The organism is bacterium, assembly GCA_026129405.1.
Classification (GTDB): domain Bacteria; phylum Desulfobacterota; class Binatia; order DP-6; family DP-6; genus JAHCID01.
Genome location: JAHCID010000005.1, coordinates 58,343 through 76,688, shown reverse-complemented (window position 1 = coordinate 76,688; position 18,346 = coordinate 58,343). Strand labels below are relative to the sequence as shown.

Genomic DNA, 18,346 nt, shown 5'->3' with positions numbered 1-18,346 from the left:
CGGGTTCGCGGTCATATCACCGGCCCTGCTCGCGGGCGAGCGCGCGACGGCGGCGGGCCGCCCGCCAGGTGCGCGCGATCCAGCGTCCGGCCTCGGCGGCGCTCGGCCGCGGCCATTCGATCATGCCTTCGCCGACGGTGAGGATGCGCCGTCCCGGCCCCCGCCAGTCGGCCGAGACGGCCGGCTTGTAGACGCGCGGGCTGCGCGCCAGCGTCTCGACGTCGAGGAGGTCGCACGCCGCCACGCACTCGATCTCGAGCGGCACGTCGCCGACGCGGGCCCGCCACGCGGCCATCGGGTCGCCGTGCTCGCCGCGGGTCTCGACGCGCAGGAGGATGCGGTCGCGCAGGACGACGACGAAGAAGACGTCGCTGTCGAGGGCGTCGGCGGCGCATGCGGCACCGTCGACGAGGTCGTGGGCGTGGAGCCGGACGTCGCCCAGGACGACGGTCTCGGCGGCACGGCCGAGGACCTGGATCGCCGGCCGGGCGTCGCCGCAGGGACACGGCGGCAGCGCGCGCACGAGATCGCCGGTGTCGTAACGCACGAGCGGGCTGCCGTCGATGCCGAGCGTGGTGACGACGAGATGGCCTTCGCCGCCCAGCGGGACCGCCGTGCCGGTCGCCGGGTCGAGCACCTCGGCGAAGGCGAGCCCGTCCTCGAGGTGCAGCGTCGCGCGCGGGCAGGAGGTGCCGAGGAGCATGGTCTCGGTGGAGCCGTAGAGCTCGATGACGCGCGCCCCCCACGTCCGCGCCATGCGGCGCTGGAGCGCCGGGGGCAGCGCGGCGCCGCCGAGGAAGAGCGTGTCGACCGCGGTGTCGCGGGCCGGGTCGATGCCCTGCCCGCGCGCGACCGCGCCCAGCACGATCGGCTCGAGCGGCACGCCGGCGAGCACGTGCGCCCCCGTCCGTCGCGCCAGCTCGAGCGCACGCGGGAACGGCACGTCCCAGTTGATGTTGCCGGCGGGAACGGCGACGCCGCCGCCCTGCTGCGCGACCAGCTGCATCAGGTGCGCCGGCGCGGCCATGAACGGAAAGCGGTTCAGCAGCACGCGGCCGGGGGCGAAGACGTCGGGATGGCGAGCCCGCAGCGTCGCGGCGTCGCGCGCGAAGTCGTCGGCGGTGAGCCACGTCGTGTTGACCGCGCCGCCGCTCGTACCGGACGACTCGCCGAAGTGGCAGACGGCCTCAAGCGGCACCGCGCGCGTGCCGTGCGGTCCCGCCTGCTGGAGATCGGCGCGCGTCGTCAGGGGCAGGGCGTGCAGGTCGTCGAGCGCACGGATGCGGACGCCGGCGAGGCGCGTCGCATACAGCGGGCTCTTCGCCGCACGCGCGACGGTGGCGTCGAGGGCGGCGATGGGATCGGCGGCGGGGGCCGCGGCGGGAACGGACGGCGCCTGGCTCACGTCCCCGGCAGCGTGCGTTGCGACGGCAGGGGGAGTCAAGCGACGTCACGCGTTGACAGCCCGGAGACCCCCCGACATCATCCGCCGCGCCGTCGCATGCGCATCTTCCTGATCTCGCCGAGCCACCACCTGCCCGACGGCTCGCTCCACAAGACGACGCGCTACTGGACGAGCGGCACGACGCTCCCCTACCTGAAGGCGCTGACGCCCCCGGAGCACGAGGTCCGCTTCGCCGACGAGCTGATGCAGGACCTCGACCTCGAGGCGGTGGAGCAGTGGGCCGACGTCGTCGGCCTGACGGCCATGGGCCCGCAGATCACGCGGGCCTACCACCTGGCCGATCGCTTCCGCGCCCGCGGCAGGAAGGTCGTCCTCGGCGGCACCTGGGTCACGCTGACGCCGGAGGACTCGCTGCGCCACGCCGACGCCGTCGTCGCCGGCGAAGCCGAGTACGTCTGGGCCGACGTCCTCGCCGACCTCGCCGCCGGCCGCTCGCGCGGCATCTACCGCGCCGAGCGCTGGCACGATCTGCGCGACGTACCCGCGATCGACCCGTGGTCGCTGCCGCTGCTCAAGCCCGACGCCTTCCGCGCGAGCTGGCTCTACCGCATGTACTTCTATTGGCCGACGTTCTTCTCGCGCGGCTGTCCGCATCCCTGCGAGTACTGCGCCGTGCAGACGTACTACCAGCGCAGCTATCGCACCCGCCCGGTCGAGGAGTTCATCGACGAGATCGCCCGCATGCGCACCATCGGCGCGCGCCGCTTCCTCCTCATGGACGACAACCCCGTGGCGCGCCCCGAGGCGGCGAAGGAGATGCTGCGCGCGCTCGTCCCGCACAAGGTGCAGTGGGTGAGCCAGGCGACGATCAACGTCGCGCGCGACCCCGAGCTGCTGGACCTCGTCGCGCGCTCCGGCTGCCGCGTCCTCTCGATCGGCTTCGAGAGCCTCAGCGAGGACTCGCTCGCCCAGGTCGCGAAGCAGTTCAACCGCCCGTCCCGCTTCGCCGAGGACATCAGGAAGCTGCGCGACGCCGGCATCCAGGTGATCGCCCTGGTCATGGTCGGGCTCGACGGCGACACCCTCGAGACCTTCCCGAAGACGCTCGAGTGGCTCGACCAGAACCGCATCAGCTTCCTGAAGCTCTTCACGCCGGCGCCCTACCCCGGCACCAAGTTCCACACCGACATGGAGGCGGCCGGCCGCATCCTCGACCGCGACTGGGGACGCTACGACTACGGCAGCCCGATCGTCCGCCCGCAGAACATGTCGACGGACGAGATGCTGGAGGGCTTCCAGTACGTCTACCGCGGCTTCTACTCGGTGCGCAGCATGCTGCGCCGCTTCGTGCCGCCGCCGCGGAAGAACCTGCTGGAGTCGATGGCGATGCTGGTCGCCAACGCGAAGGTGCACGGGTACCTGCGACGGAACCCGGAGGCGTGGGGGACGATCTCGTGAGCGAGCCGGACGGGCCTAGCGTCCGGCGCCGGCCGCACGCGCCGGGGCCGCCGCACCCTCCGCGTCGGTTCCCGCCTCGCCGCCCCAGACCGGCTCGAACATGAGCCACTGGCTCGGCGCCTGCCGTACGACGTCCTCGTAGAGCGCGACCGTGTCCCGCAGCGCCTGCACGCTCTCCGCTGGCGTGCGCGGATCGAAGCGCCCGACGATGCGCAGCTCGTAGCGCCGGATGCCCGTGCGCAGCGCGAACACCGCCACGATCGGCGCCCGCGCCACGCGGGCCACCGCGAACGGGCCGAGCTGGAAGCTCGTCGGCCGGCCGAAGAAGTCGACCACCTGGCTCCCCCGCTTCGGCCCCCACGGCTCGATCTGCATGCCGACGATCTCGTGGCGACGGAGCGCGTGCAGCACCGGCAGGCCGGTGAAGAGCGAGCGGTCGGAGTAGATGACGTTGAAGCCGTGCCGCGTGCGCATCTGGTGCAGGAACTCGTGCACGGTCGGGTTCGGCTCGTGCGCGGTGACGAGGTGCGCCGGGCGGCCGAGGTCGGACAGCAGGCGGGCGCCGACCTCCCACGAGCCGAAGTGGCCCGTCAGCATGACGAGGCCGCGGCCTTCGGCGAGCGCGGCATGGACCAGCTCCTGGCCGTGGATCGTGACCGTCAGCGGCTTCGGGTGCGGGCCCCACTGCTCCATGCCCTCGGTCATGGAGCGCGCCAGCTCGGCGAAGACGCAGTAGGCGTCCCAGTGCTCGCGCAGCGCGCGGCGCGCGCCGCGCACCTGGAGCTGGTTTGCGAGCACCGCTTCGCGCTGGCCGCGGGCGATCGCGTAGATGAGCGCCGCGATGGCAGGCGGGGCGCTGCGCTTCCACCACTCGGGCCCATAGACGCAGCCCATCTCCGCGAGGCGGCGCCACCAGGCCCCGTCGAAGCGCAGGGCCTGTCGCACCCGGTCCCCGTCCATCCGCCATCGGCCTTATCCGACCCCCGGGGGACCCACAAGCTCCGAATATGGAAGCCGGATCCGGATTGCGCGCGGGCGAGCGGGGGCGTACGAGCCCGACATGGACGCCGTCACGCACTACCGCACCTGCCCGCTGTGCGAGGCCACGTGCGGGCTCGCGATCACGACCCGGGGACGCGAGGTCGTCGACATCCGCGGCGACGCCGCCGATCCGTTCAGCCGCGGCTACCTCTGCCCCAAGGGTCCGGCGCTGAAGCACCTCGACGCCGACCCCGACCGCCTGCGCCAGCCGCTCGTGAAGCGCGACGGCCGCCACGTGCCGGTGGCCTGGGACGAGGCCTTCGCCGAGATCGAGCGCCGCCTGCCGCCGGTCGTCGCGCGGCACGGGCGCGACGGGGTCGGCGTCTATCTCGGCAACCCCTCCGCGCATCATCTCGTGCTGATGCTGTACCCACGCGCGCTGCTGCGCGTGCTCGGCACGCGCAACGTCTACTCGGCCAGCACCGTCGACCAGATGCCGAAGCAGATCAGCGCCGGCTACATGTTCGGCACCGCGCTCTCGATCCCGGTGCCCGACCTCGACCGTACGCAGTACCTGCTCATGCTCGGCGCCGATCCGCTCATGTCGAACGGCAGCCTCATGACGGCGCCCGACGTGAAGGAGCGCCTGCGTGCCATCCGCGCGCGCGGCGGCCGCATCGTCGTCGTCGATCCGCGTCGCAGCCGCACCGCCGCCGAGGCGACGGCGCACCACTTCATCCGTCCCGGCACCGACGCGTTCCTGCTGCTCGGCATGCTGCACGTGCTGTTCGCCGAGAAGCTGGTCCGGCTCGGCGGCGTCGCCGAGCACGTCGCCGGGCTCGCGCCGATCGAAGCGATCGCGCGCGAGTTCGCGCCCGCCGAGGTGGCGGCCGTCTGCGGCATCGACGCGGCCACGATCGCGGCGCTCGCACGCGACCTCGCTGCGGCGCCGTGCGCGGCGGTCTACGGCCGCGTCGGCACCTGCCAGCAGGAGTTCGGGACGGTCACCAGCTGGCTCATCGACGTGCTGAACGTGGTCACCGGCAACCTCGACCGATCCGGCGGCGCGATGTTCACCAAGGCCGCGGTCGGTGCCGCGAACACACGCGGCACGCCCGGGCGCGGCAAGGGGCTCCAGGTCGGACGGCGGAGGAGCCGCGTCGGCGGCCTGCCCGAGGTGCTGGGCGAGCTCCCCGTCGGCGCGCTCGCGGACGAGATCGAAACCCCGGGCGACGGCCAGATCCGCGCCATGATCACCGTCGCCGGCAACCCCGTGCTCTCGAATCCGAACGGCGCGCGCCTCGACCGCGCCTTCGCGTCGCTCGACTTCATGCTCTCGCTCGACATCTACCTGAACGAGACCACGCGCCACGCCGACGTGATCCTGCCCGGCCTCTCGCCGCTCGAGTCGCCGCACTACGATCTCGCGCTCTGGCAGCTCGCGATCCGCAACTACGCCAACTGGTCGCCGCCGATCTTCGACCCGCCGGCCGATCGGCCGAGCGACTGGGAGGTGATCCTGCGCCTCACCGGCATCGTCCTCGGCCAGGGCGCTGGCGCCGACACCGCAGCGCTCGACGCCTTCGTCGCCCGCCAGCAGGTCGAGCAGGCGATCGGCGCGACGGGGTCGAACGTCGCCGGCCGCGACCCCGACGAGATCATGGCGGCGCTGGCGCCGCGCGTCGGCCCGGCGCGGCTCCTCGACCTGCTCGTCCGCACGGGCCCCTACGGCGACGGCTTCGGCACGAACCCCGACGGCCTCTCGCTCGACCTCCTCGAGCAGCACCCGCACGGCGTCGACCTGGGCCCGCTCGCCCCGCGCATCCCCGAGATGCTGCGCACGCCGTCGGGCCGCATCGAGCTGGCGCCCGAGCCGATCCTGGCCGATCTGCCGCGCCTGCGCGCGCGCCTCGCGCGCGGCGACGACGGCATGGTGCTCGTCGGCCGCCGCGATCTCCGCTCCAACAACTCCTGGATGCACAACGTCCCGAACCTCGTCCGCGGCGAGGCGCGCTGCACGCTGTGGCTCCATCCCGACGACGCCGGCCGCCTCGGCATCGCCCGCGGCACCCGCGCCCGCGTGCGCTCGAAGACCGGCAGCGTCGAGCTGCCCGTCGAGGTCACCGACGCGATCATGCCCGGCGTCGTCAGCATTCCGCACGGCTGGGGCCACGACGCCCCGGGCATCGCGATCCGCGTCGCGCAGGAGCACGCCGGCGTGAACTCGAACCTGCTCGCGGACGAAGCGGCCTTCGATCCGCTGTCGGGGAACGCGGTGCTGAACGGGATTCCGGTGGCGGTGGAGCGGGTGGGATAGGCGGCCATGGGCACGCGCACGGCCGTCTTCCCGAGCCGCCCCCACGCGCTCTACGCGGAGCACGGCTACTCGCCGGCCGTCCGCTCCGGCGACCTGCTGTTCGTCTCCGGCATGGTCGGCGCCCGCGAGGACGGCTCACCCGAGCCCGATCTGCGCAGCCAGATCCGGCTGGCCTTCGACAACCTGGAAGGCGTCCTCCGCGCCGGCGGATGCACGTTCGACGACGTGGTCGACCTCACGCTCTTCCTCATAGACCCCGATCGGAGCGCCGGGCCCGTGCTCGAAGCCTTGCGCAGCACGTTCGCCTCGGAGCCGAAGCCGAACGTCACCGCCGTCGGCGTCACCTGGCTCGCGGGCTTCCAGTTCGAGATCAAGGTCATCGCCCGCATCCCGCGGCGATAGCCCGCTCCCGGCTCAGCGCGGCTGCGCCAGCGTGACCCGTCCCTCGGCGCGCAGCTCGCCGTCGACCAGCGCCCGGCCGCGGATCTGCGTCGCCGCCGCGAAGTGGCGCAGCACCTCGACCTCGACGCGGACCGCCTCGCCGACCCGGATCGGCGCCACCAGGCGGAAGTCGTCGACGGCGGCGAGGTAGCCGGCCGACGGCGTGCCGTCGGTGAGCGCCGAGAGCAGCGCGCCGCCGCCCTGCGCCAGCGCTTCGAGCACGAACGCGGCAGCGAGGGTGCCGTCGGCGCCGACACAGGGGTCGGCGGCGGTGACGTGCTTCAGGAAGACGCCCGTGCGGTCGCCGATCTCCAGCACCCGATCGAGGAGCAGGAACGGCGAGCCGTGCGGGAGACGCGGAACCGGATTCGTCACGTCGGCCATGGCGGGCGGCCCCTACACACCATCACGGCGTACGGAGACGCAAGGGCCGGCAGGCCCCGCCGCGCGCGATGCCGTCGACGACGGCCGTGCGCAGCGGGCGGGCGAGCGGTGCGTCGCGCACCACGGCGAGGTCGCCGCGCCGGCACGTGCGACAGCCGGCGGTCGGGGGCACGGCGCCACGGGCGAGGGCCAGCACGGCCGTCGCCACCGCCAGCGCACCGGCGGCCCCGAACTGGCCGGTCACGCCGCGCGGCGCGGTGATCGGCGTCGCCCGCCCGGCGAGCGCGACGGCCAGCGCGTCGGCCTCGACCGCGTCGAGCGCCGGCGCGCCGCTCGCAGCGGCGACGACGAGGTCGGCGTCGGCGAGGAGGGCGCGAGGACCCCGGCGAGCGCGGCGGCGTCCACCGGCCAGCCATGCAGCGGTGACGGCACCGACGCGCCCACATGCGGCTCGAGCAAGGCCCAGATGCGCGCGCCGCGCGCCTGCGCACGCGCCGCCGGCTCCAGCACCAGCACGGCGGCGCCCTCGGCGGGACGCACGCCGTCGGCGTCGCGATCGAACGGCCGCGCGAGGCCGCGCGGGCTCGCCACCCGCGTCTCGCGCTCGATGCGCAGCAGCTCGTCGGTCACCTCGTCGGCGCCGCCGGCGAGACATACGTCGAGCCTCCCGTCGGCCACCTGCTGCGCGCCCCACCCGAGCGCCGCCTCGCCCGACGCCTCCTGCTCCGTCAGCATCGCCGACGGCCCCGTCGTGCCGAGCTCGATCGTGGCGTAGCTGAGCGCGGCGTTCATCACCAGGTTCGGAAAGACGAGCGGGTTGCCGGAGCCGCGTGTGAGCAGGCGATCGAGGAACGTCTGCGTCTCGGTGACGTTGCCGAAGGCGGATCCGAGCGCGAGCCCGCTGCGGCCGGGCGGCAGCGCGTCGGCGGCGAGGTCGGCATGGACCAGCGCGGCGCGTGCGGCGGCGAGGGTCAGCAGCGAGGCGCGGTCGATGCGCCGGCCCTGCGGCGTGCGCACCGTCCCGGCGACGTCGAGCCGCAGCCGGTCGGCCGCCGGCGCGACGCCGGCGCACAGCCCGTCCCAGAACGCGTCGACGCCGCAGCCGGCGACGCTGAGCACACCGATGCCGGTGACGGCGACGGGAGTGGCCATCGCCGACCTCAGGCGCGCCCGAGGACGAGCGTGACGTTGTGGCCGCCGAAGCCGAACGAGGAGCTCACGGCGACGTCCAGCGCCTGGCGGCGCCCGGGCAGCGGCACGAGGTCGAGGTCGGCGAACTCGGGGTCGACGCCGGCGAGGCCGGCGGTGGGCGGGACGAGCGCCTCGGCCAGCGCCAGCACCGTCACCACCGCCTCGACGGCGCCCGCGGCCGCGAGGCAATGACCGACCTGCGCCTTCGTGGAGCTGACCGGCACGCGCGGCAGGCGGTCGCCGAGCACGGCGCGCAGCACGGCCAGCTCGATGGCGTCGTTCTTCGGCGTGCCGGTGCCGTGCGCGTTGACGTAGTCGACGGCGTCGGGCGACACGCCGGCCGCCGCCAGCGCGGCCTCGAGCGCCGCGCGCGCGCCCGCGCCCGCGGGATGCGGCGCGGTGACGTGGTGCGCGTCGGTGGCCACGCCATGGCCGAGCACGAAGGCGAGCGGCTCCGTCCCGCGCGCCCGGGCGACGTCGACGTCTTCGAGGACGAGCGCCGCCGCGCCCTCGCCGAGCGACAGTCCCGCGCGGTCGGCCGCGAACGGGCGGCACGGCCGCGCGTCGAGCGCCTGGAGCGCGTCGAAGCCGGAGAACGTGATGCGGCAGAGCGCATCCGTGCCGACCGCGACGGCCTGGCGCACGCGCCCGCGTGCGATCGCGTCGGCCGCCTCGGCGATCGCGAGCGCGCTCGACGAGCACGCCGTGGAGAACGTCGCGCGCGGGCCCTGGAGGCCGAGGCCCTGCGCGAGGGCCGCGGCGGTGTTCGAGAGCGGCGCGGGCAGGAGGCGCGAGAGGCGGTAGCGCGCATCGCGGCCCTCCTGGCGGCGCTGGTACGCCGCTTCGGCATCGCCCATGCCGCCGACCGACGCCCCGACGTACACGCCGACGTCGCCGCGGGCGCCCGGCTCGAGCCGCGCCTGGCGCAGCGCCTGCGCCGTCGCCGCGAGGCCGAGCCGGTCGGGATACGACAGGCGGCGGCCCGTCGCGGCCGACAGCCGCGCGCGCGCGCCGTCGACGGCCTCCGGCGTGAGCTCCGGCACCTGCGCCGCGATCGCACAGCGCCCCGCGTGCGGGAAACGGGTGAGCGGGCCGATCGCGCGCCGGCCGTCGGCGAGCGCCGCCGCCAGCGACGCCACGTCGGCACCGAGCGCGGTCACCGCGCCCAGCCCCGTCACCGCGACCCGCGAGTGCCGCACGGGACCCGTCAGCGCGGGCGCTCCGCGGCGATGAAGTCCGCCAGCGCACGCACCGAAGCGAAGGCGCGCTTGCCGACCTCCTCGTCGGGGATGGAGACGTGGAAGCGCTCCTCGACCAGGACGACCAGCTCCAGCGCGTCGATCGAGTCGAGTCCCAGCCCCTCGCCGAAGATCGGCGAGTCGTCCGGGATGTCGGCGGGGGCCGTCGTCAGGCGGAGCCCCGTCGTGAGGAGGTCCTTCACCTCCCCGAGCAGACCGTTACTCTCCATCGAAGCCTCGTTTAAATCATCGTGAGCCCACCGTCCACGTGGAGCGTGGTGCCGGTGAGGTAGGACGCCGCGGGGGACGCCAGGAAGGCGATCGCCGCCGCGATCTCGTCGGGATCGGCGAAACGACCGAGGGGGATCTGCTGCTCGAGCGTGCCGCGCGTGCGCGCGTCGAGGTCGGCCGTGAGCTGCGTGCGGACGTAGCCGGGGGACACGGCGTTGACGGTGATCCGGTAGCGCGCGACCTCGCGCGCGAGCGACTTCGTGAGCGCGACGAGGCCGCCCTTCGACGCGGCGTACGCGCCGGCGCCTTCCTTGCCGAAGAACGCCGCGGGCGAGACGACGTTCACGATGCGCCCGCCGCGGGCGGCGATCATGCCGCGCAGCGCCGCCCGGCAGCAGAGCCACGCGCCCTGGAGATTCACGGCCACCGTGCGCGCGAAGGCCTCCTCGCTCTGCAGCATGACGAGGCCGTCCTGGCTCACGGCGGCGTTGTTCACGAGCACGTCGACGGGGCCGCCGAGCGCCGCGCGCACGTCGGCGAAGAGCGTGGCGACGGCGCCCGCGTCGGCGACGTCGGCCTGGGCGGCGTGCACCGTGCCCCCGGCGGCCGCGAGCGCGGCCCGCGTCTCCTCGGCCTCGGCGCCGTCCTCGCTGCGCGACCAGTTGAAGGCGACGGCGGCGCCGGCCCGCGCACAGGCGAGCGCCGTCGCGCGTCCGATGCCGCGCGAGCCGCCGGTCACGAGCACGCGCCGCCCGGCGAGCGTCACGCCCTACCCTCCGCGGCACGCACGACGACGGCCGCCAGGTGGCCGCTCGCACACGCGTCGACGAGGAGGACGACGTCGCCCGCGGCGGAGGTGGCGAGCGCGTGCTGCACGGCGAGCGGGCCGTGCGCCGCGAGCGTCTCGCCGAGCGCGGCGCGCACCGGATCGTCGGGCGGCGCCGCGTCGCCCAGCGCGAGACGCAGGCCGCGGTCGACGGCGGCAGTGCCGGCCGGCGCGACGACGCGCGCCAGGCCGCCGGGCGCGACGTCGGCCTGCGCCAGCGCCTGGCCGATGGTCTCGGCGAGCGCCGCCCCGCCCTCGGGTCCGTGCGCGTCGGGCTCGAAGCCCAGCGCCCAGCCGGCGAGAAGGCCGTACGGGTGCGCGCCGCGCGCCCGTACGGCGGCCAGCGGCTCGACCACCAGAGCCCCCGCCGCCTCGCCCGGCGGATCGCGCACGACGAGGCCGCCGGCAGCGACGAACGCGGCCAGCGCGGCGCCCTGCGCATCGACGCCGGCGGCGACGAGGGCGTCGGCGTGGCCCTGCGCCACCAGGTCGGCGGCGTCGGCGAGCGCGGTGAGACCGGCCGCGGCGCCGGCCGTCACGGTGATCGACGGACCGCCGAGCCGCGCGGCGATCGCGAGCTCGCCGGCGGCGGCGTTCGACACCGTCGCGGCGAAGAGGCGCGGGCTCGCGGCGGGCATGCCGCCCTCGGCGAGTCGGTGCTGATAGGCGGCATTGGTGAGGAAGCAGCCGAAGGCGGTGCCGACGACGGCGCCGAGACGCGGGCGCGGCGGGCCGTCGATCGCGAGCAGCGCCGCGGCGTCGAGCGCCGGGAGCGCCGCACCGAGCAAGAGCTGCGTCAGCCGCTCGGCGCGAGCCGCGCGGCCACGCGCCGGCTCCGGCAGGACGTCGAGGGGCACCGCGCCCATCACGCCCGGCGGCGGCCCACTCCAGCGCGCCGGGAGCGTCCCGCGCGCCGTCAGCGCACCGACGCCGCTCATCGCCAGCGCTCCGCTCACCGGTCTCCCATCGGCGCACCGCTCGGCGCCCCCAGGACGAGCGCCGCGTTCGCGCCCGCGAAGCCCGACGAGGTGGAGAGTGCGACCGCCACCGGCGCGGAGCGCGCCGCGCCCCGCACGAGGTCGATCGCCGCACACGCCGGGTCCGGCTCCTCGAGTCCGGCGGTGGGCGGGATGCATCCGGTGGCGAGCGCCTGCACGCACATCACCGCTTCGAACGCGCCAGCCGCCCCGAGGGTGTGGCCGATCGCGCCCTTGATCGAGTTCACCGGCACGCGGTGCTCCGCGAACACGCGCCCCAGCGCGGCCGCCTCCATCGCATCGTTGTAGACGGTACCGGTGCCGTGGGCGGACACCAGACCGACCGCCGTAGGATCGACCCCGGCGTCGCGCAAGGCGGCGGTCATGGCACGCGCCGCGCCGCCGCCCTCGCGATCGGGCGCGGTCATGTGGACCGCGTCCGCGGCCGCGCCCGCCCCGCGCAGCACGGCCCGCAGCCGCGCCCCCCGCGCCTCCGCATGGGCGCGGCTCTCGACGACGACCAGCGCCGCGCCCTCGCCCAGCACGAGGCCCTGGCGACGGCGGTCGAACGGGCGCGCCGTATCGGCCGTCGCGCGCAGACAGTTGAAGCCGGCCACCACGAAGCGGCACAGGAGGTCGGCCCCCCCCGCCAGCACGACGTCGGCGCGGCCGTCGCGTATCCAGCGGCCTGCCCAGGCGATCGCCTGCGTGCCGGAGGCACAGGCCAGCTGCGCGGTGGCCACCGGCCCCCGGCAGCCGAAGCGCCGCGCCAGGCGGACGGCGGGGCCGTAGTACGGGATCGCCGCGAGCGCGGGCAGGGCCTCCGGACGGCCCGCGTCCCAGAGCTCGTGGAGACGCATGCCGCCGAGCGTGGTGCCGAGCGCGACCCCCCAGCGCGCGGTCGCGGACGGCACGTCGAGCCCCGCTTCGGCCAGCGCCTGGGCGGCGGCGAGGAGCGCGAAGGCACCGGCCCGGTCGGGATCGTCGTCGGCGACGCCGCGCACCTCGGCGACCGCGTTCGGCGCGAGATCGGCGGCGGCGAAGCCGCGGGCGGGCGCGACCGCCGACCGCCCCGCGAGCAGCCCCTCCCAGAAGGCGGGTACACCCTCACCGAGCGGGGAGACGACCCCACATCCCGTGATCACGGGCTCCCGAGACGCGCCGGCCATCACCGGCGCGGGAGCTTATCCGAACCCATCCGGCCGCGCACCAACCGACGCGCGGCGTCGCCTCACATGCCCCCACCGATGGCCTCGTCGCTGAAGCCGCCGGCGCTCTGCTGATGCGCGGGCGGATCGGGCGGAGCCTCGGCGAGCGGAGCGTACGAAGCCGACGTGGACGACGTGCCCGGGGTGACCGGTCCTGCGAACTGGATGGGCTGCTCGCCCCTCAGCATGCCCGGCGTCAGCACGTAGGTGCCGCTGAGGGCCGGATCCCAGACGTTCTGCGCCGTGTCGTAGTCACCGCCGGTGAGCCCGTAGGCCGCCCCGCCGGTGAGCCCGCCGAAGAGCGCGTAGCCGACCTTCGCCGGCATGTAGAGGACGTTGGACAGGACCGTCAGGGAGCCCCAGCCGGCGTCCTCGAGAAACTCCGCCTGCGCCGGGCTCACCACGCCGAGCGACGCGCCCAGCGCCGCCGCTCCCACCAGCAACCGCAACCCCTTCATGCCACACCTCCTTCGTCGGTCCGGCCGACCCGGACCCGAAAGCCGCTGTAACCCATGCACGGGAAACGCGCCAGCCGGGTTGCGGATACGCCGCGGGTCAGCCGAGGGCGGAGTGCAGCGGGACGACGGGGCGCGAGATCGGCGAATCGAGCTCCCAGACGCCGAAGCTGTCGGACTCCACCGAGTGCCCGATGCCGAAGACGCACACGTCGAACGGGTCGCTCACGCGCAGCGTCCCGGGACCGTACTCGCGCAGCGGCGGCACGACGCTCGGCCAGTCCTGGAGATGGCCGGCGTCCTTCGCGGCGAGCATCGCACCGTACCAGGCGGCGTAGTCGTGCGGCAGCTGCACCTCGTCGGGGAAGCGCCGGTTGCGCGCCGGCAGCAGCAGCCGCTGCACCGTGAGCACGGTGTCGAGCGCCGAGTCGTCGGCGATGTGCACCACCTCGGTCAGGTACTGGCGCACCTCGTCGAGCAGCAGCTGCCAGCGCCCCGGCGGCACCATGAGGTTCGGCACCGACTCGAGGGTGAAGGCGAGCACCGGCCAGCGCGTGCGCGCGGCGCGGCCGTCGTCGAGCAGGCGCTCGAAGAACTCCATCTCGCGGACGCCGACCTCGCGACGCACGTGGCGCGCGACGTGGCGCAGGATGCCGAACTTCTCCAGCAGCAGGAACACGCGCCGCATCTCCTTCATGCGCGCGTAGTCCGCGGTCGAGAAGCTGGCGCACGAGGTGAGGAACGCGCCGGGCTTGGCCTGGATGTCGTGCTCCTGGCGGTACTCCGGATCGTTCATCGGGCTGTTGACCAGCAGCTGGGTCGGATAGACCTTGGCGATCACCTCGCGGTCGATCGCCTGCTGGAGATCGGCGCGGAACGAGGTGACGGTGCTGCCGGGCAGTCCCATCATCAGGTCGATGAACAGCGGCAGGCCGGCCTGCCGGAACTCCTGCGCCAGCTCGTGGTACTTCTCCGACTTGATGTTGTGGCGCTCGATGGTCTCGAGCGTCCCGGGATCCATCGACTGGAGCGACAGCTGCCCGTAGGCGATGGTGCCGGCGCCGCTCAGGATCTTCACGATCGGCTTCAGGTGCTTCAGCGAGTTCTTGGCGTAGTTGACGCCGAAGTGGCGCGGGTATCCGTAGCGCGCCTTCACCTCGGCGACCTTCTCGGCGATCGCGACGTCGCGCTCGAAGACGCCGAAGTTGGCGTCGGCGAGCCCGATGGTCTCGACGCCGTGGCGCGCGCACCACTCGATCTCCTCGAAGACGCGCTCGAGGGAGAACTTGCGGATGCGCTGCGCGGTGGCCGAGCCCCAGTCACAGAAGGTGCAGCCGTACGGGCAGCCGCGGTTGCTCTCGATCACCGCCGCCTCGGTGGACGCCTTGCCGAAGCTGTCGAAGAGACCGGTCAGATACGGCGACGGGATGACGTCGAGGTCGGTGATGCGCTCGCGGTCGGGCGTGCGCACGATGCGATCGCCGAGCCGGAAGGCGAGGCCGGGGACCTTCTCCAGCACCGCGAGATCGGGACGCGGATCGTCGATGACCTCGGCCAGCGCCGAGAGCATCTCGGCGGCGGTGACCTCGCCCTCGCCGCGCACCGCGATGTCGACGTGCGGGTGCATGCGGAAATACGCCTCGAGGTCCTTCTCGTACTTCGGCACGTTCGGCCCGCCGTGCACGGTGAGCGCGCGCGGGTCCGACGCCTTCAGCTGGGCCGACAGCTCGAGGTTGCCGACGCTCGACCAGATGTAGTGCGAGAAGAGGAACAGCGACGCGGTCTTCGGCGACGACGCCCGCGCCGGATCGGTGAGCCAGTCGGGGCGGAAGTCGTAGCGCTCGTCGAGGCGCCCGCCGTCGTACTGCTTCGCGTAGGCGACGATCATGCCGAGCGCCAGCGGCGTGATCTTCCACTGTGAGTGGATCGGCACGATCCGCGGCCGGATGACGCCGGTACGCGCCGCGCGGGCCTGCTCCTGGGCGTCGTACGCCTGCACGTCGCGGCGCACGACCTCGGCGAGCTCCATCTGCTTCGCGATCGCGCGACGGATGTCGCGATCCTCGCGCGACAGCGCGCGCCCCTGCGCGGTGTCGGTGAGGTCGAAGCGCAGGAGCAGGCCCGAGGCCATCAGGCGCGCCAGCACGCGCAGGAAGGTGCGCTCGTCGAGGCGTTCGGCCCCGGCGCGCGCCGCGTGCCTGGCCAGCGCCTCGCGCGCGGTCGTCGCCTTGCAGAATTCCGAGGCCGCCAGCAGCTCGACGGCGTCGAGGCGCGCGAGGAGGCGCCCGTCTTCCGACACCTGCTCGAAGCCGGCAGGCCCCACGCAGAGCACGGCGGGCGTGGTGACGATGTAGAAGTCGTCGAGGCGCGGGGGCGCGCCCGGCGCGCCGGGCGCCGGTGCGAGCGGCCGGTCGGCGGGCGCGGCGCCGAGCGGCGAGATGCCGCGGGCCGCGAGCTCGGCGACCAGCGCGGGACGGTCGCCGGCCCACGCCATCGTGCCGGTGGCGGCCATCTGCCGCAGCACCTGGAGGTCGGCGAGCTCGAGCGGAAGCTCCGGGCGGTCGCCGGACTCCGGCAGGACCACACCGCGCAGCGTGAGCACGATGAACGGGCCCCCGGAGGGACGAGTGCCGGTCGCGGGAGCGACGGACGAACGCGAAGGCTGCGCGGGTGGGTCGGTCGTCGACATGCCGGGGATCCCGCTGCGCGGCGGGAGCGCTGCACCGCGCAGGCGAGGATTTCGAGACTACGTGCCTCCGCCGGAAGTCGTCAAGGCGAAACCCGGAGCCGGCCGGCGTGGATGCGGGTCCGCCATGCGGGTCGACAAGCGGACGCGACGCTACTCGGTCCGGACGACCGTCTCGGCCGGCAGGAGCTGGAGGAGATGGGCCAGGGCCTGCTCCACGTAGGCGGCGTCCTTCGACTCCAGCGTCAGCTTCACCGCGTACTCCGGATCGCCGAGCTTCGGGTACGAGCCCAGCATGAGCTCGGGAAACGCGGCGAGGGTCGCGTTCAGGTGGTGGGCGATCGTGCCCTCCCCGTCGCGCGTGTAGACGATCCGCAGCGTGTAGGGCGTGTCGACGAAGCGGTCGCGCAGGGCGTTGAACTTGGCCTCGAAGAGCTCGGGTATGCCCGGAAGGATGTAGAAGTTCTCGCACTGGATCGTCGGAAACCCGAGACGCTGGTCGACGATCAGCTCGGAGCCCTCCGGCACCTCGGCCATCTTGAGGCGCGCCTCGTTGACGTTGTCCTTGTAGAACTCGCGCAGGCGGCTCTCGATGACCGGATGGCGCACCACGCGGCGCCCGAGACCGCGCGCGATGCCCTCCATCGTGACGTCGTCGTGCGTCGGCCCGACGCCGCCGGAGGTGAAGTTGACGTCGAAGCGACGGTGGAACTCCCGCACCGCCTCGGCGATGTCGTCGAGCTCGTCGGTGATGGTGACGATGCGGCGCAGCGCGACGCCGAGCGCCCGCAGCTCACGGGTGAGGAAGGGCGCGTTCGTGTCCGCGACCTTCCCCGAGAGGATCTCGTTGCCGATGACGATGATCCCCGCCGTGCGCTCGCCCGCCATGGCGCTACTCCTAGACCGAGATCGCGTCCTTGCGGAAGTCGCTGCGCCCGATCTTCACGTTGACGACGGCCGGCTTGCCGGCGCCGAGCGCGCGCTCGAGCGCGGGACGGATCTGCTCCGGCCGTTCGACCCACTCGCCGTGGCCGCCCATCGCCTCGATCATCGTGTCGTAGCGCGTGTACGAGAGCTTGCACGCGGGCGTGCGGTCGGCGCCGTACATCTGCTCCTGGCCGCGCAGGATCTGCATCCAGGCGGCGTCGTTGCCGATGACGCCGACGATGTTGATCTTCTGGCGGATGCAGGCCTCGAACTCCATCATGTTGAGGCCGAACGCGCCGTCGCCGTACATGATGATGACGTCGCTCTTCGGGCTCGCGAGCTTCGCCGCCATGGCGTAGCCCGGACCGGCGCCGAGCGTGCCGAGGGGACCGGCGTCGAGCCAGTGGCCGAAGCCGCGCGGACGCAGCACGTTGGCCGCCGAGCCGACGAAGTCGCCGCCGTCGCCGATGAGGATCGTGTCCTTCGTGACCAGCTTGTCGACCTCGGCGCAGACGCGGAGCGGGTTGAGCGGCACCTCGTCGGAGACGAGCTGGCCCTGGAGCGCCTCCCACTTGCCCTTCTCGACGCCGCGCAGCTCCCTCAGCCAGGCGCGCGACAGCTCCGGCTGGAACTTCGCGTCCGTCGCGCACCGGGTGAGCATCTCCATCACGAGGCCGGTGTCGCCGACGATGCCGACGTCGACGCCGCGGTTCTTGCCGAGCTCCTTGCCGTCGAGGTCGACGTGGATCAGCTTCGCGTCGCCGTTGATGTGCGTCGAGCGGCCGTAGCCGATGCGGAAGTCGAGCGGCGTGCCGAAGATCAGCACGACGTCGGCCTTGCGCAGCGCCTCCTTGCGGGTCTGGAGGAACCAGTGCGGATCGTCGGGGTCGAGGCTGCCGCGCGCCTGGCCGTTCACGTACGTCGGCATGCCGAACGTCTTCACGAACTCGGGATAGGCCTCGCGGCGCTTCGACCAGAAGAGCTGGCTGCCGACGAGACACACCGGCCGCTCGGCGCCGCGCAGCAGCTCGAACGCCTTCTCGACGTAGCGCGGATCGGCGCCGACCGCGGCCTCGGTGCGATAGTTCGACGGCTCGACGACGTCGTCGTCCTGGACGATGTCGAAGAGGAAATCGAGCGGCATCTCGAGGAACACCGGGCCGGGCACGTTCGTCGTCGCGACGCGGAACGCGGTGGCGACGTACTCGCCGAGACGGCGCGTGTTCGGGACCGACACGGCCCACTTCGTGATCGGCCGCATCAGGTCGACGTGGTTCATGTCCTGGAGGCCGCCCATGTCCTGGAAGTGACGCGGCGCCTGGCCGCCGATGATCACCATGGGAATGTTGGCGCGCCACGCGGTGGCGACGCCGGTCACCGCGTCGGTGAGCCCCGGTCCGGCGGTCACGATCGCGACGCCGGGCTGGCCGGTGACGCGCGCCCAGCCGTCGGCGGCGTGCGCGGCGGACTGCTCGTGGCGGACGTCGACGACGCCGATGCCTTCGTCGAGACAGCCGTCGTAGATGGACATGACGTGTCCGCCGCAGAGCGTGAACACGTACGGAACGCCCTCGCGCTTCAGGGCGCGCGCGACGATGCGGCCTCCGTGCATCGGCATGAT

Annotated in this window: 17 protein-coding genes; 3 read left to right on the top strand and 14 right to left on the bottom strand. The window is 73.9% G+C overall.

What is annotated here, in order from left to right; translation table 11 throughout:
- Positions 1-16: 16 nt before the first annotated feature.
- Complete coding sequence (locus tag KIT14_17790) at positions 17-1,405, bottom strand: phenylacetate--CoA ligase family protein (protein MCW5892377.1); 1,389 nt, start codon at positions 1,403-1,405, stop codon at positions 17-19.
- Positions 1,406-1,501: 96 nt separating this feature from the next.
- On the opposite strand from KIT14_17790, the gene KIT14_17785 reads away from it, so the two are divergent.
- Complete coding sequence (locus KIT14_17785; GenBank protein ID MCW5892376.1) at positions 1,502-2,863, top strand: radical SAM protein; 1,362 nt, start codon at positions 1,502-1,504, stop codon at positions 2,861-2,863.
- Between the two features lie 15 nt (positions 2,864-2,878).
- Here KIT14_17785 and KIT14_17780 read toward each other — a convergent pair whose 3' ends face one another.
- Positions 2,879-3,823 (bottom strand): lysophospholipid acyltransferase family protein, encoded by a 945-nt coding sequence (locus tag KIT14_17780; GenBank protein ID MCW5892375.1) that lies wholly within the window; start codon positions 3,821-3,823, stop codon positions 2,879-2,881.
- A gap of 100 nt (positions 3,824-3,923) precedes the next feature.
- Between KIT14_17780 and KIT14_17775 the strand changes: the two genes are divergently transcribed.
- Positions 3,924-6,161 carry a molybdopterin-dependent oxidoreductase gene (locus KIT14_17775; protein MCW5892374.1) on the top strand — a complete coding sequence of 746 codons (2,238 nt, stop codon included), beginning with the start codon at positions 3,924-3,926 and terminating at the stop codon, positions 6,159-6,161.
- 6 nt (positions 6,162-6,167) lie between these two features.
- Entirely contained in the window at positions 6,168-6,563 is a 396-nt protein-coding gene (locus KIT14_17770) for a RidA family protein (protein ID MCW5892373.1), read from the top strand.
- 12 nt (positions 6,564-6,575) lie between these two features.
- Here KIT14_17770 and KIT14_17765 read toward each other — a convergent pair whose 3' ends face one another.
- The 12 genes from KIT14_17765 to KIT14_17710 all read right to left on the bottom strand — a co-directional run bounded on the left by KIT14_17765 (position 6,576) and on the right by KIT14_17710 (position 18,343).
- Positions 6,576-6,986, bottom strand: coding sequence for a hypothetical protein (locus KIT14_17765; GenBank protein MCW5892372.1), 411 nt, complete (start codon positions 6,984-6,986; stop codon positions 6,576-6,578).
- Positions 6,987-7,008: 22 nt separating this feature from the next.
- On the bottom strand, positions 7,009-7,230 hold the full coding sequence (locus KIT14_17760) for a hypothetical protein (protein MCW5892371.1): 222 nt from the start codon (positions 7,228-7,230) through the stop codon (positions 7,009-7,011).
- Positions 7,227-8,138 (bottom strand): hypothetical protein, encoded by a 912-nt coding sequence (locus KIT14_17755; GenBank protein MCW5892370.1) that lies wholly within the window; start codon positions 8,136-8,138, stop codon positions 7,227-7,229. Before KIT14_17755 ends, KIT14_17760 begins: the two co-directional genes overlap by 4 nt.
- A gap of 8 nt (positions 8,139-8,146) precedes the next feature.
- A complete protein-coding gene (locus KIT14_17750) occupies positions 8,147-9,376 on the bottom strand; it encodes a beta-ketoacyl-[acyl-carrier-protein] synthase family protein (protein ID MCW5892369.1) in 1,230 nt (409 codons plus the stop codon).
- Positions 9,377-9,384: 8 nt separating this feature from the next.
- Entirely contained in the window at positions 9,385-9,645 is a 261-nt protein-coding gene (locus tag KIT14_17745; protein MCW5892368.1) for an acyl carrier protein, read from the bottom strand.
- A gap of 11 nt (positions 9,646-9,656) precedes the next feature.
- Positions 9,657-10,412: a 3-oxoacyl-ACP reductase FabG gene (gene fabG, locus KIT14_17740; GenBank protein MCW5892367.1), complete on the bottom strand. Its 756-nt coding sequence runs from the start codon at positions 10,410-10,412 to the stop codon at positions 9,657-9,659.
- The gene (locus tag KIT14_17735; protein ID MCW5892366.1) at positions 10,409-11,428 is read right to left on the bottom strand and encodes a hypothetical protein; all 1,020 of its coding nucleotides are present in this window, start codon (positions 11,426-11,428) and stop codon (positions 10,409-10,411) included. Before KIT14_17735 ends, fabG begins: the two co-directional genes overlap by 4 nt.
- Positions 11,425-12,594 carry a beta-ketoacyl-[acyl-carrier-protein] synthase family protein gene (locus KIT14_17730; protein MCW5892365.1) on the bottom strand — a complete coding sequence of 390 codons (1,170 nt, stop codon included), beginning with the start codon at positions 12,592-12,594 and terminating at the stop codon, positions 11,425-11,427. The genes KIT14_17735 and KIT14_17730 overlap by 4 nt, the downstream gene beginning before the upstream one ends.
- Positions 12,595-12,680: 86 nt before the next feature.
- Complete coding sequence (locus KIT14_17725) at positions 12,681-13,115, bottom strand: hypothetical protein (GenBank protein ID MCW5892364.1); 435 nt, start codon at positions 13,113-13,115, stop codon at positions 12,681-12,683.
- Between the two features lie 97 nt (positions 13,116-13,212).
- Positions 13,213-15,714 (bottom strand): radical SAM protein, encoded by a 2,502-nt coding sequence (locus KIT14_17720; protein MCW5892363.1) that lies wholly within the window; start codon positions 15,712-15,714, stop codon positions 13,213-13,215.
- 237 nt (positions 15,715-15,951) lie between these two features.
- Complete coding sequence (locus tag KIT14_17715; GenBank protein MCW5892362.1) at positions 15,952-16,686, bottom strand: competence/damage-inducible protein A; 735 nt, start codon at positions 16,684-16,686, stop codon at positions 15,952-15,954.
- A gap of 10 nt (positions 16,687-16,696) precedes the next feature.
- A complete protein-coding gene (locus KIT14_17710; protein MCW5892361.1) occupies positions 16,697-18,343 on the bottom strand; it encodes an acetolactate synthase in 1,647 nt (548 codons plus the stop codon).
- Positions 18,344-18,346: the final 3 nt, after the last annotated feature.